We start from the raw sequence: 11,418 nt of genomic DNA on the forward strand, positions 1-11,418 counted from the left end.
GGGTTGCCGGGCGTCACCCCGCCGCCCGCGCCCGCCCCGCCGCTCACCGCGCCGCCGCCCGGCAACCCCGCGGGCGGGACGGCGCCCTGGCGCGGCCTGATACCCATCGGCAGCGCCCTGCTGATCGCGCTGGTGGTCGTGCTGGCCACGGTGCTCCCGGCCCAGGGCGAGAAGGGCTCGGTGGCCGAGTCGGCCGCCACCAGCAGCCCCGGCCCCACCGAGGACACCGGCGGCGGGGAGTCCCCGGCGCCCACCCCGGAGCCGTCCGCCACCGCCCCCTCGCCCGAGGAGACGGAGGCCCCCACCCCGGAACCGACCGCGACCGCCGATCCGGAGACCTGGGGACCGACCGATCCCGCCACCACCGACCCGCCCACGGACCCCCCGACCGAGGATCCCTGCGAGGGAATCACCGGAATCCGCACCCTCGCCATCCCGAGCCTGCTGTACTCGGGGGAGAGCGTCTACACCGGCGACGTGACGGTCACCACGTGCACCACCGACGAGGTCGCGGTGTGGGTCGAGTGGTACGCGGTGAACCAGGACACCGGCGAGACGGTCGTGCTGGAGGAGGGCGAGGTGGTCCGGCTGAGCGGCGCCCTGGAGTACGCGTTCTCGCGCGAGACGATCAACGACCTGGACGGCTGCTACACGACCGTGCTCCAGGTCGAGGACGACGCGGACGGCGACCCGTACGCGACGGCGGAGGAACCGGGGTACTGCGATTGGCCGGAGTGAACCCGGCGGACGAGCCGACGCTCCCCGCCGGTCCCGCGGAGGACCCGTACCGGGCGACCGTGCTCGACCCGGCCTGGACGGGCGGCCCCGCCGTGCGCCGCTTCGGCCCCGGCGTCCCCGGCCCCGCCCCGGGCCCGGCTCACCGGGCCGCGCACACGCCGTACGCCCCGTACGCGCCCTACGCCCCGTACGCTCCGTACGCCTCCTACGCGCCGTATCCGCCGCCGTCCGCGCCGCCCGTTCCCGACCGGCGCCGCCGCGGCGCGTCGCGCCGGTACGGCCCCGCCGCCCTCATCCTGGTCGCGGTCATCGCCTACCTGGTGTGGCAGCGCAGCGGTCCCCGCCTGGCCGTCGAGGACGTGTCCGTCGCCGCCGAACCGGCCGCCGCGGGCTGCGACAGCGTCGTGGAGGTGACGGCGCTGGTGCGGACGAACGGCGGCCCCGGCGTCATCACCTACACGTGGGTCCGCAGCGACGGCGGCACCTCCGGCGTCCTGACGGAGCGCGTCGCCCGCGACGACGACGAGGCCCGGCTCCGGCTCCGCTGGAGCTTCCAGGGCGAGGGCACCATGACCGCCACGGCCGAGCTGCGCGTCACCGCGCCCACCCGGCACACCGCGACGGCCGAGATCGTCTACGACTGCTGACCCCGCCGGCCCCCGCGCCGCGCGGTCAGGGCCGGGTCACGCAGAACTCGTTGCCCTCCGGATCGGCCAGCACCCGCCACGGCGCCTCGGCGGGCTGCCCGACGTCCACGACGCGGGCGCCGAGGGCGACGAGCCGCCCGACCTCCGCGTCCTGCTGCCCGGGGCCCGGCCGGAGGTCCAGGTGCGCCCGGTTCTTCCCGGCCTTCGCCTCCGGCACCCGGATCAGCAGGATGCCCGGCACCCGGGGATCCTCCCCGGCGATGAAGATTTCCTCCCCGTCGTCCTCCACCACCCGCCAGCCCAGCGCGGCACACCAGAAGGCGGCCAGCCGCGCCGGGTCGAGGGCGTCGAGCGTGTACTGCTCCACCACGAGGCTCACCGCGCGCGCCCCGCGCGGCTCAGACGTTGAAGCCCAGCGCCCTGAGCTGCTCGCGCCCGTCGTCGGTGATCTTGTCCGGGCCCCACGGCGGCATCCAGACCCAGTTGATCTTCAGCTCGCTGACCAGGCCCTCAGTGGCCGACTTCGCCTGGTCCTCGATGACGTCGGTCAGCGGGCAGGCGGCCGAGGTGAGCGTCATGTCCACGGTGGCGACATTGTCGTCGTCCACGTGGATGCCGTAGATCAGGCCGAGATTGACCACGTCGATCCCCAGCTCCGGGTCGACGACGTCCATCATCGCCTCCCGGACCTCCTCCTCGCTCGCCGGCGCGGTGGTCGCGGTCTCGCTCATGCGGTCCTTCCCTTCAGCACGCTGTCCCTCAGCCCCGCGTCGCCCAGCGCCTGGGCCGTCGCGTCCTTCCACGCCATCCAGCTCAGCAGCGCGCACTTCACGCGCGCCGGGTACTTCGAGACACCGGCGAACGCGACCGCGTCCTCCAGCACCTCCTCCATCGCGTCGTCCGGGACGATCTGCCCGCGCGACTGCATCAGCTCCAGGAAGGTCTCCTGGATGCCGAGCGCCTCGGCCAGCTCCTTGCCCACGAGCAGCTCGTTCAGCACCGAGGCACTGGCCTGGCTGATCGAGCAGCCCTGCCCCTCGTACGAGACATCCGCGACGACCTCGCCCTCGTACCGCACCCGCAGCGTGATCTCGTCGCCGCAGGTGGGGTTCACGTGGTGCACCTCGGCGTCGCCGTCGCGCAGGCCACGGCCATGCGGGTGCTTGTAGTGATCCAGGATCACGTCCTGGTACATGGATTCAAGCTGCACGTCCGACAACCACCCTCATCCGAAGAAGCGACGCACGTACTCGAGGCCCGTGACGAGCGCGTCCACCTCGGCGGGCGTCGAGTACAGATAGAAAGACGCCCGCGTCGTCGCCGGAATTCCGTAGCGCAGGCAGAGCGGCCGGGCGCAGTGGTGGCCCACCCGGACGGCGATGCCCTGCTCGTCGAGCACCTGGCCCACGTCGTGGGGGTGGATGTCCCCGAGGGTGAACGAGATGGTCGCGCCGCGGTCCTCGCCCGTCACCGGGCCGATGATCCGCAGGCCCGGCACCTCGGCGAGCCGGTCGAGCGCGTACCGGGTTATGGCGTGCTCGTGCGCGGCGATCTTGTCCATGCCGATGGCGCTCAGGTAGTCCACGGCCGCGCCGAGGCCGACCGCCTGGGCGATCGGCGGGGTGCCCGCCTCGAACTTGTGCGGCGCCGGCGCGTACGTCGAGGAGCTCATGGTGACGGTCTCGATCATCTCGCCGCCGCCGAGGAACGGAGGCAGGTCCTCCAGCAGCTCCTGCCGCCCCCACAGCACGCCGATGCCGGTCGGCCCGCACATCTTGTGCCCGGTGAAGACGACGAAGTCGGCCCCCAGGGACTGCACGTCCATCGGCATGTGCGGCGCGGCCTGGGAGGCGTCGATGACGACGAGGGCGCCGACCTCCTGGGCCCGGCGGACGATCCGGTCCACCGGGTTGAACGTGCCGAGCACGTTGGAGACCAGCATGAACGAGACGACCTTGGTCCGCTCGGTGATGATCCGGTCGATGTCCGACAGGTCGAGCCGGCCGTCGTCGGTGAGCCCGAACCACTTCAGCTTGGCGCCCGTGCGCTGCCCGAGGAGCTGCCACGGCACGATGTTGGAGTGGTGCTCCATCTCCGTGATGACGATCTCGGTGCGGGCGTCCACCCGGTAGGGCTCGTCGGCCCAGCCGAGCATGTTGGCGACCAGGTTGAGCGACTCCGAGGCGTTCTTGGTGAAGACCACCTCGTCGCGGCTGGGCGCGTTGATGAACGCGGCGACCTTGTCGCGGGCGCCCTCGTACAGCGCGGTGGCCTCCTCGGCCAGCACGTGGACGCCGCGGTGCACGTTGGCGTGGTGCCGCTCGTAGTAGGCGTTGATGGCGTCGAGCACCTGGCGCGGCTTCTGGGAGCTGGCCGCGTTGTCCAGGTAGACCAGCGGCTTCCCGTCGTGGACGGTGCGGTCCAGGATCGGGAAGTCCTTGCGGATCGTCTCGGTGTCGAGCAGGCCCGGCAGCGCCGGCCCCGGATGCGTCCCACTCATGCCACTACCCCACTGTTCGCTTCTCCGCCCACGCGGCGAAGCGCGGCTTTCTCGATGGTCCGCGGCACGGTGGCCGCGTGGGCGTCGCTCATGAGACGCCCCCCTTCGTGTACTGCTCGTAGCCCTCGGCCTCCAGCTTGTCCGCCAGCTCGGGGCCACCGGACTCGACGATCCGGCCGCCCGCGAAGACGTGGACGTGGTCGGGCTTGATGTAGCGCAGGATGCGCGTGTAGTGCGTGATCAGCAGGGTGCCGACCTCGCCCGACTCGCGGACGCGGTTGACCCCCTCGGAGACGATGCGCAGCGCGTCGATGTCGAGGCCCGAGTCGGTCTCGTCCAGGATCGCGATCCTCGGCTTCAGCAGCTCCAGCTGGAGGATCTCGTGGCGCTTCTTCTCGCCGCCGGAGAAGCCCTCGTTGACGTTCCGCTCGGCGAAGGCCGGGTTCATCTCCAGGCGCGCCATGGCCTCCTTGACCTCCTTCACCCAGGTGCGGAGCTTGGGGGCCTCGCCGCGGACGGCGGTGGCGGAGGTGCGCAGGAAGTTGGAGACGGAGACCCCGGGGATCTCGACCGGGTACTGCATGGCGAGGAAGACACCTGCCCGCGCCCGCTCGTCCACGGACATCTCCAGGACGTCCTCGCCGTCCAGCGTGACCGTGCCACTGGTGACCGTGTACTTGGGGTGGCCGGCCAGCGAGTAGGCCAGGGTGGACTTGCCGGAGCCGTTGGGGCCCATGATGGCGTGCGTCTCGCCCTGCTTCACGGTCAGGTCGACCCCGCGCAGGATCTCTTTGGGGCCGCCTTCGCCGTCGACGGAGACGTGCAGGTCGTGGATCTCAAGCGTTGCCATGGGGATGCCTCAGGACTCCTGGGTGACGGAGACGAGCACGGCCGCGTCGGGGCCGTCTCCTTCGATCTTGACGGGGTAAACGGGGATGGGGCGGGTCGCCGGCAGCCCGGACGGCTTGCCGGTGCGCAGGTCGAAGCTGGAGCCGTGCAGCCAGCACTCGATCTGGCAGTCCTCCACCTCGCCCTCGGAGAGGGAGACGTTCGCGTGCGAGCAGATGTCGTTGACCGCGAACACCTCGCCCTCGGTGCGGACGACCGAGACGGGGACGTCACCGACCTCCACGCGCCGGGGGACGTCCTCCTCCAGCTCCCCCAGCGTGCAGACCTTGACGAAGGCGGGGCCGGTCATGCGATCGACGCCTCCAGCTCGGCCTCCAGCTTGGCGATGAGCCGCTCCTCGACGTCCGGGACGCCGATCTGCTGGACCAGCTCCGCGAAGAAGCCGCGCACCACCAGGCGGCGCGCCTCCTCGGCGGGGATGCCGCGGGCCATCAGGTAGAACAACTGCTCGTCCTCGAACCGGCCGGTGGCCGAGGCGTGGCCGGCGCCGACGATCTCGCCGGTCTCGATCTCCAGGTTCGGCACCGAGTCGACCCGCGCGCCGTCGGTGAGGACGAGGTTGCGGTTCAGCTCGTAGGTGTCGGTGCCGGTGGCGGCGGCGCGGATCAGCACGTCGCCGATCCACACCGCGTGCGCGTCGGTGCCCTGGAGCGCGCCCTTGTAGGCCACGTTGCTGCGGCAGTTGGGCGCGGTGTGGTCCACGAACAGCCGGTGCTCGTGGTGCTGCCCGCTGTCCGTGAAGTACACCCCGTACAGCTCGGCCTCGCCGCCGGGGGCCGCGTAGGTGACGCGGGGGTGGATGCGGACCACGTCGCCGCCGAAGGTCACGACGACCGACTTGAACGACGCGTCGCGCCCGATCAGCACATTGTGCTGCGAGCAGTGCACGGCGGTGTCGTCCCAGTCCTGCACGGAGACGACGGTGAGCTTGGCGCCGTCCCCGACCTGGAACTCCACGTTGGCGGACCGGGTGGTGTCGCCGGTGTGGTCGAGGACGAGCACCACCTCGGCGAAGGCCCCGATGGCGAAGACCGTGTGGCCGTAGGTGACGCCGCCCTCGCCGTGCAGGCTCACCCGCACCGGCTCGGCGAGCACCGCCTCGGCGGGCACCGAGACGACGGTCGCCTTCTCGAAGGCGCTGAACGCCTGCGCGGCCACCCGGTCCACGGGCGTGCCCGCCCGGCCGACGCGCGGGTCGTCGCGGCCGACGGTCTCGATGGTGACCGCCTCGGGCGCGTCGACCTCGATCTTCACCGAGCCGTCCGCGGTCGCGGTGCCGTCGTGCAGGCCCCGCAGCCGCTCCAGGGGAGTGAAGCGCCACTCCTCCTCGCGGCCGTGCGGCACGGGGAAGTCCGCCACGTCGAAGGACGGCGGGGCGCTCATGCGGGTGGCCACGGTGGAGTCGGCGGCCACCGCGATCGCTCCTCCCGCGGTCGCCCCGGCCGGGATGCTCTGGGCCTCAGCCATGGGTGTCGTCGTGCTCACTCTCTTGATCGAACGCTTATGTCTCGTGCTCGTCCCGTGGGGGACGCCGGCCGGGTCAGCCGACCGCGCCCTCCATCTGGAGCTCGATCAGCCGGTTCAGCTCCAGGGCGTACTCCATGGGCAGCTCCTTGGCGATCGGCTCGACGAAGCCGCGCACGATCATCGCCATCGCCTCGTGCTCGGACAGGCCGCGGCTCATGAGGTAGAAGAGCTGGTCGTCGCTGACCTTGGAGACGGTCGCCTCGTGGCCCATCGTCACGTCGTCCTCGCGGACGTCGACATACGGGTAGGTGTCGGAGCGGGAGATCGTGTCCACGAGCAGCGCGTCGCACAGCACGTTGGACTTCGAGCCCTCGGCGCCCTCGCCGATCTCGATCAGACCGCGGTAGGACGTCCGGCCGCCGCCCCGGGCCACCGACTTGGAGACGATGTTGGACGAGGTGCGCGGGGCCATGTGGACCATCTTGGCGCCGGCGTCCTGGTGCTGGCCCTCGCCCGCGAAGGCGACGGAGAGGGTCTCGCCCCGGGCGTGCTCGCCCATCAGGTAGACCGCCGGGTACTTCATGGTGACCTTGGAGCCGATGTTGCCGTCGACCCACTCCATGGTGGCGCCCTCGTAGGCCACGGCCCGCTTGGTCACCAGGTTGTACACGTTGTTCGACCAGTTCTGGATGGTCGTGTAGCGGCAGCGGCCGCCCTTCTTGACGATGATCTCCACGACCGCCGAGTGCAGCGAGTCCGAGTTGTAGATCGGCGCGGTGCAGCCCTCGACGTAGTGCACGTACGCGTTCTCGTCGACGATGATCAGGGTCCGCTCGAACTGGCCCATGTTCTCCGTGTTGATCCGGAAGTAGGCCTGGAGCGGGATGTCGACGTGCACGCCCGGCGGGACGTAGATGAACGAGCCGCCCGACCACACCGCCGTGTTCAGCGCGGCGAACTTGTTGTCACCGGCCGGGATCACGGTGCCGAAGTGCTCCTGGAACAGCTCCGGGTGCTCCTTCAGCGCGGTGTCGGTGTCGAGGAAGATGACGCCCTGCGTCTCCAGGTCCTCGCGGATCTGGTGGTAGACGACCTCCGACTCGTACTGCGCGGCGACGCCCGCGACCAGACGCTGCTTCTCGGCCTCGGGGATGCCCAGCTTGTCGTACGTGTTCTTGATGTCCTCGGGCAGGTCGTCCCAGCTCTGGGCCTGCTTCTCGGTGGACCGCACGAAGTACTTGATGTTGTCGAAGTCGATGCCGCTGAGGTCGGACCCCCAGTTGGGCATGGGCTTCTTGCCGAAGAGCTTCAGCCCCTTCAGCCGCAGCTTCAGCATCCACTCCGGCTCCGCCTTCTTGCCCGAGATGTCGCGGACGACATCCTCGGACAGGCCCCGCCTGGCAGCGGCACCGGCGGCGTCGGAGTCGGCCCAGCCGTATTCGTACTTGCCCAGCCCCTCGAGCTCGGGGTGGGCCGTCTCCGTGGGGAGCGTCATGCGGGGTTCCTCCCGGCGTTGCGTGGTGGTGCGGTGGTCTGGGTCTCGGTCGGGTGGTGCTGGTGCTCCGGCCCGGGCACGAACGTCGTGCACACGCCGTCGCCGTGGGCGATGGTCGCCAGGCGCTGCACGTGGCTGCCGAGCAGGCGGGAGAAGACCTCGGTCTCCGCCTCGCAGAGCTGCGGGAACCGCGCGGCGGCGTGCGCCACCGGGCAGTGGTGCTGGCAGAGCTGCTCCCCGGCGGGCGTCGCGACGCCCCGGGTCGCCGCAGCATAACCGTGATGCGACAGCGCCTGGGCCAGCGCCCGCGCCCGCTCCTGCGGAGCGGCCCGCTCCAGGAACGGCCGGTACAGCTCGGCCTGCTCCTCGGCCCTGGCCCGCGCGAAGGCCATCACGGCCGCCGCGCCCCGCTCGCCGCCGCCGGCCGCGCGCTCGATCCAGCGCAGCGCCTCGACGGCCAGCTCGTCGTAGGCCTGGTCGAACGCGCCCCGGCCGGAGTCGGTGATCGCGAAGACCTTGGCGGGACGCCCGCGGCCCCGGGAGCCGTAGACCCGCTTCTCGCGGGGCTCGACCAGACCGTCGGCGACCAGGGCGTCCAGATGGCGCCGCACCGCCGCCTGGGTCAGCCCCAGCCGGTCGGCGAGCTCGGCCGCGGTGGACGGGCCGTGACCGAGAATGGAGCGGGCGACGCGCTGCCGCGTGCCGGACTGCTCCTCGGGCGCCACGGGCGCGGACAACGCGAAACCGCCGGCGGCGTCCTCGGCCCCCGGCGTCTCCTGCCGTCCGTTCCCGTTTTTCACAACGCCATTGTTGCGTAATTCTCGCGACGCGGGCAAGCCGCGTTCTGACCAGCCGGAATGCAGTGTGTCACGTAAGGCGAACCTAACCTGCCGGACCGGCGCGCGGGTCGCCGCCGAGGGTTTCTAGACTCGCCTCCATGCGCAACGCAGGGGCGGAACCGGCGGTCGAGGCAGTCGGCCTGGTCAAGCGGTACGGCCGCACGGCCGCGGTCGACGGGCTGGACCTGACCGTGGCCCGCGGCACCGTGGCCGCCGTCCTCGGGCCGAACGGCGCCGGGAAGACCACCACCATCGAGCTGTGCGAGGGCTACCGCGCCCCCGACGCCGGGCGGCTGCGGGTCCTCGGCCTCGACCCGGCCACCGAGGGCCGGGTCCTGCGACCGCGCATCGGCGTGATGCTCCAGGACGGCGGCGTCTACCCCGGCGTCCGCGCCGAGGAGATGCTGCGCCACGTCGCCCGCCTGCACGCCCACCCGCTCGACGTGGACGACCTGATCGAACGGCTCGGCCTCGGCTCCTGCGGGCGGACCCCCTACCGCAGACTCTCCGGCGGCCAGCGGCAGCGGCTGGCCCTGGCACTGGCCGTGGTCGGGCGGCCCGAGCTGGTGTTCCTCGACGAGCCGACGGCCGGACTGGACCCGCAGGCCCGGCACGCCACCTGGCGGCTGGTGCGCGAGCTGCGCGCCGACGGCGTCACCACCGTGCTGACCACGCACTTCATGGACGAGGCCGAGGAACTGGCCGACGACGTCGCCATCGTGGACGCCGGCCGCGTCATCGCCCGCGGCACCCCGGCCGAGCTGTGCCGGGGCGGCGGCTCCGACGTGCTGCGGTTCTCCGGCCGCCCCGGCCTCGACCTGATCTCGCTGCGCGCGGCGCTGCCGCTGGGCAGCGAGGCGTCCGAGCCGAGCCCCGGCAGCTACCGGATCACCGGCGACGTCGGGCCCCGGCTGCTGGCGACGGTCACCGCCTGGTGCGCGCAGCACGGGGTCCTCGCCGACCGGATCACCACCCAGCGGCACACCCTGGAGGACGTCTTCCTGGAGCTGACCGGCAAGGAGCTGCGTTCATGACCCTCACCACCGGCCGTCACACGCCCCGTCCGGGCGGGGCGCCGCTGGGCCGGATGATCGCCGCCCAGGCCGCGCTGGAGACGCGGATGACGCTGCGGCACGGCGAGCAGCTCCTGCTGACGGCGGTGATCCCGACGCTGCTGCTGGCGCTGTTCAGCGTGGTCGACATCGTGGACACCGGCGAGGGGGAACGCGTCGACTTCCTGGCGCCCGGGATCCTCGCGCTGGCCGTGGTGTCCACGGCGTTCACCGGGCAGGCCATCGCGACCGGCTTCGAGCGCCGCTACGGCGTGCTGAAGCGGCTGGCCGCCTCGCCGCTGCCGCGCTGGGGGCTGATGTGCGGCAAGACGTGCGCGGTGCTGGTGACGCTGGCGCTCCAGACGGTGCTGCTGACGGCGGTGGCGTTCGCGCTGGGCTGGTCCCCGCGCGGCAACCCGCTGGCCGTGGCCGCCCTGATGCTGCTGGGCACCGCCGCCCTGTCGGGCCTGGGCCTGCTGATGGCCGGGACCCTCCGCGCCGAGGCCACCCTGGCCGCGGCGAACCTGGTCTTCGTCCTGCTGGTCTTCTTCGGCGGCGTGGTCGTCCCGGTGGACGACTTCCCCGACGCCGTGCGCGACGTCCTGGAATTCCTCCCGGTGACCGCGCTGTCCCACGGCCTCCGCGAGGTCCTCCGCGACGGCGCGCCCCTCCCCTGGTCCGACGCCGCCGTCCTGGCCGCCTGGGCCGCGGCGGGCCTCACGGCGGCGGCCCGCTTCTTCCGCTGGGAGTGAGCCCGGGGCCCGTGGCGCTTCTCACCCCACCCGGCCCGGCCCCTCGTGAACGCGCGCACAAGCGCGGGCATACCATGGCCGGGTGCTGAAAGCAGTGCGCAACCCCCTCGCCTTCATCGCCGCCCGCTGGACCCCGGAGCCGCGGACCGTGCGGCGGGCCGTGGCCGCCGCGCTTCTCATGAGCGTGGCCATCGTCGTCACCGGCGGCGCGGTGCGGCTCACCGGTTCGGGGCTCGGCTGCGAGACCTGGCCCAAGTGCAGCGACGACAGCCTCGTCGCGACGCCGGAGATGGGCCTGCACGGGCTGATCGAGTTCGGCAACCGCCTGCTGACCTACGTGGTCTGCGCGGCCGTCGGCTGGGTGATCGTCGCCTCGCGGGCCGCCGAGCCCGAGCGGCGCGGACTGACCCGCCTGGGCTGGGCCCAGTTCTGGGTGATCATGTTCAACGGCGTGCTCGGCGGCCTGACGGTGCTCGCCGAGCTGAACCCGTTCCTCGTCGCGGCCCACTTCCTCGCCGCCACCGCGCTCATCACCGTGGCGACCCTGACCTGGCAGCGCGCCCGCGAGGGCGACGAGACGCCCCGGCCCCTGGTCGGCGTCCCGCTGCGCCGCGCGATCGCCGGGCTGACCGGCCTGACGGGCGCGCTCGTCGTCGTCGGCACCGCGGTGACCGGCACCGGCGAGCACGCGGGCGACAGCAGCGACATCGAGCGGATGCCGTTCGACTGGGAGGGCATCACCCGGATCCACTCGCTCCTCGCCTGGGCCGTGGTGCTCGGCACCGCCGCGATCTGGGCGGCCCTGAAGGCGGCGGACGCCCCGCCCGCGACGCTGGCCAGGGCCCGGGACCTGTTCGTGGTGCTGATGAGTCAGGGCGTCATCGGCTACACCCAGTACTTCCTGGACGAGCCGGAGTGGCTGGTCGCCCTCCACCTCCTGGGCTCGACCCTGGTGTGGATCGCCACGATCCGCCTCCTGCTGGCCACCCGCGACCGCGGCCCAGGCGGCCAGGACGGCG

The 11,418-nt window shown here is 72.3% G+C and carries 13 protein-coding genes and 1 pseudogene; 5 read left to right on the forward strand and 9 right to left on the reverse strand.

Annotated elements, in window-relative coordinates:
• Both ACSNOC_RS24810 and ACSNOC_RS24815 read left to right on the forward strand, forming a co-directional pair.
• Positions 1-738 (forward strand): annotated as a pseudogene (locus tag ACSNOC_RS24810) (hypothetical protein); the annotation flags it as partial.
• Positions 726-1,385, forward strand: coding sequence for a hypothetical protein (locus ACSNOC_RS24815; RefSeq protein WP_436749795.1), 660 nt, complete (start codon positions 726-728; stop codon positions 1,383-1,385). The pseudogene ACSNOC_RS24810 and the gene ACSNOC_RS24815, both read left to right, overlap by 13 nt.
• 25 nt (positions 1,386-1,410) lie before the next feature.
• On the opposite strand, the gene ACSNOC_RS24820 is transcribed toward ACSNOC_RS24815, so the two are convergent.
• The 9 genes from ACSNOC_RS24820 to ACSNOC_RS24860 form a co-directional block, all read right to left on the reverse strand.
• On the reverse strand, positions 1,411-1,764 hold the full coding sequence (locus tag ACSNOC_RS24820; RefSeq protein WP_436749796.1) for a VOC family protein: 354 nt from the start codon (positions 1,762-1,764) through the stop codon (positions 1,411-1,413).
• A 19-nt stretch (positions 1,765-1,783) separates the two neighbouring features.
• Complete coding sequence (locus ACSNOC_RS24825) at positions 1,784-2,116, reverse strand: metal-sulfur cluster assembly factor (RefSeq protein WP_436749797.1); 333 nt, start codon at positions 2,114-2,116, stop codon at positions 1,784-1,786.
• Positions 2,113-2,595, reverse strand: a complete 483-nt coding sequence (sufU, locus tag ACSNOC_RS24830; protein WP_436749798.1) for a Fe-S cluster assembly sulfur transfer protein SufU — start codon at positions 2,593-2,595, stop codon at positions 2,113-2,115. Before sufU ends, ACSNOC_RS24825 begins: the two co-directional genes overlap by 4 nt.
• A 15-nt stretch (positions 2,596-2,610) precedes the next feature.
• Entirely contained in the window at positions 2,611-3,885 is a 1,275-nt protein-coding gene (locus ACSNOC_RS24835) for a cysteine desulfurase (RefSeq protein WP_436749799.1), read from the reverse strand.
• Positions 3,886-3,973: 88 nt separating this feature from the next.
• Positions 3,974-4,735, reverse strand: a complete 762-nt coding sequence (gene sufC, locus ACSNOC_RS24840; RefSeq protein WP_436749800.1) for a Fe-S cluster assembly ATPase SufC — start codon at positions 4,733-4,735, stop codon at positions 3,974-3,976.
• Between the two features lie 9 nt (positions 4,736-4,744).
• Positions 4,745-5,083, reverse strand: coding sequence for a non-heme iron oxygenase ferredoxin subunit (locus tag ACSNOC_RS24845; protein WP_436749801.1), 339 nt, complete (start codon positions 5,081-5,083; stop codon positions 4,745-4,747).
• Complete coding sequence (gene sufD / locus ACSNOC_RS24850) at positions 5,080-6,261, reverse strand: Fe-S cluster assembly protein SufD (protein WP_436749802.1); 1,182 nt, start codon at positions 6,259-6,261, stop codon at positions 5,080-5,082. Before sufD ends, ACSNOC_RS24845 begins: the two co-directional genes overlap by 4 nt.
• Positions 6,262-6,334: 73 nt before the next feature.
• Complete coding sequence (gene sufB, locus ACSNOC_RS24855) at positions 6,335-7,756, reverse strand: Fe-S cluster assembly protein SufB (protein WP_436749803.1); 1,422 nt, start codon at positions 7,754-7,756, stop codon at positions 6,335-6,337.
• Positions 7,753-8,556 (reverse strand): helix-turn-helix transcriptional regulator, encoded by an 804-nt coding sequence (locus tag ACSNOC_RS24860; protein ID WP_436749804.1) that lies wholly within the window; start codon positions 8,554-8,556, stop codon positions 7,753-7,755. The genes sufB and ACSNOC_RS24860 overlap by 4 nt, the downstream gene beginning before the upstream one ends.
• A gap of 137 nt (positions 8,557-8,693) precedes the next feature.
• On the opposite strand from ACSNOC_RS24860, the gene ACSNOC_RS24865 reads away from it, so the two are divergent.
• The 3 genes from ACSNOC_RS24865 to ACSNOC_RS24875 all read left to right on the forward strand — a co-directional run.
• Positions 8,694-9,629, forward strand: coding sequence for an ABC transporter ATP-binding protein (locus tag ACSNOC_RS24865; RefSeq protein ID WP_436749805.1), 936 nt, complete (start codon positions 8,694-8,696; stop codon positions 9,627-9,629).
• Positions 9,626-10,399 (forward strand): ABC transporter permease, encoded by a 774-nt coding sequence (locus ACSNOC_RS24870; RefSeq protein WP_436749806.1) that lies wholly within the window; start codon positions 9,626-9,628, stop codon positions 10,397-10,399. Before ACSNOC_RS24865 ends, ACSNOC_RS24870 begins: the two co-directional genes overlap by 4 nt.
• Before the next feature lie 82 nt (positions 10,400-10,481).
• Positions 10,482-11,418: COX15/CtaA family protein (locus ACSNOC_RS24875; protein ID WP_436749807.1), on the forward strand; the 937-nt coding region annotated here is incomplete at its 3' end.

The organism is Streptomyces sp. URMC 129 (genome assembly GCF_051386415.1).
In the GTDB taxonomy this organism is placed as follows: domain Bacteria; phylum Actinomycetota; class Actinomycetes; order Streptomycetales; family Streptomycetaceae; genus Streptomyces.